This is a genomic window from Acinetobacter sp. ANC_7511, assembly GCF_056779975.1.
Map to the genome: position 1 here is coordinate 1 of NZ_JBWYIY010000041.1, position 1,385 is coordinate 1,385.

Consider the following 1,385-nt stretch of genomic DNA (forward strand, 5'->3'; position numbering starts at 1 on the left):
AAAATATCGAAATTGATTACAACGAACTGGTTCAAAGTGACCGTGTACATACTTCGCTGTATAAAGATTCAGCCATTTTTGAAGAAGAAATGGAAAAAATCTTTTACAACACTTGGGTATGGGTTGCACATGCAAGTGAACTTCCTGAAGCAGGAAGCTATAAAACGATTAATGTAGGTTTACAGCCTGTTGTCGTAGTACGTGACCGTAAGAAAAAAGTTCATGTACTTTTAAACCGTTGCCGTCACCGTGCCGCGACAGTATGTGAACATAAAAAAGGCAAAACCAATAGTTTCGTTTGTCCTTATCATGGTTGGAGCTATGCATTAGATGGCACATTACGTGGCGTACCATCTCCGGAAAGTTATGGCGAATGCTTAGACAAATCTGAACTCCCTATGGTGAGTTTACGTGTCGAAGAATATAACGGCATGATCTTCGCTACATTTAAACAAGACATTGAGCCGCTTGTAGATTTCCTTGGTCCTGCTAAAAAGTGGATTGATCTGTTCATGAAACAGGGTGCAGGCTACCCAGTCAAAGTCTTGGGCGAACATCGCTTTACATTCCCTGGCAACTGGAAGATTCAGTTAGAAAATACAACGGATGCTTACCATTTCCCATTGGTACACAAATCATTCCTGAGCTCTGTTGACGAAAAAACTGAAGAACTTTTCAACTTCGAAAATCAGCCAGGTTATGTTGAAGATCTTGGAAATGGTCACAGTGTCATGGTCATGATTCCTGAACTGATCGATCTCGAAGAAGAACTAATGGAACGCCCAATTCAAGAGCGTTTCGAAGAGCTGGCACAAGCACTTCGTGATGAAGGACATGAAGAACTTGAAGTACGACGTATCTGCCGAGCTGTAGGTGGTACGGGCTTTAACCTGAACATCTTCCCGAATATCGCATGTTCAATGGCATTTTTCCGTGTTATGCAGCCTTTAGCAGTCGATAAAACTGAAATTCATCACTCTGTTATTACGATGGATGGTGGACCTCAAATTGCCAACCAATATCGCTTACGTCTACACGAACACTTCCAAGGACCGTTTGGCTTTGGTACGCCAGATGATGCCGAGGCTTGGGAACGTGTACAAAAAGGCTCCAATGCAGGCAATGATCTTTGGGTCATGCTACATCGCGGATTACCCGGTGAAGTTAAAACCGAAGATGGTCTGAAAAGTGATGTAAGTGCTGAAACAGGTATGCGCGCTGCTTATCAGCAGTGGAAAAAGATTATGACGGCTTAAGGGGAATGCAATGAAAATCGACGTAAATTTAGTAAATGAAGTAACCGCATTTATCTGGGCAGAAGCGGATATGCTTGACCATTCGGATTACCAAACTTGGTTAGCATTATGGGAAGAGCAAGGTCAGTA

At 42.7% G+C, this 1,385-nt stretch carries 1 protein-coding gene and 1 pseudogene; both read left to right on the forward strand.

Annotation, left to right across the window (positions count from 1 at the left end):
* Window positions 1-1,256: aromatic ring-hydroxylating oxygenase subunit alpha (locus AC1M9L_RS14685; protein ID WP_481592543.1), on the forward strand; the 1,256-nt coding region annotated here is incomplete at its 5' end.
* 10 nt (window positions 1,257-1,266) lie between these two features.
* Window positions 1,267-1,385, forward strand: a pseudogene (locus AC1M9L_RS14690) (aromatic-ring-hydroxylating dioxygenase subunit beta); the annotation flags it as partial.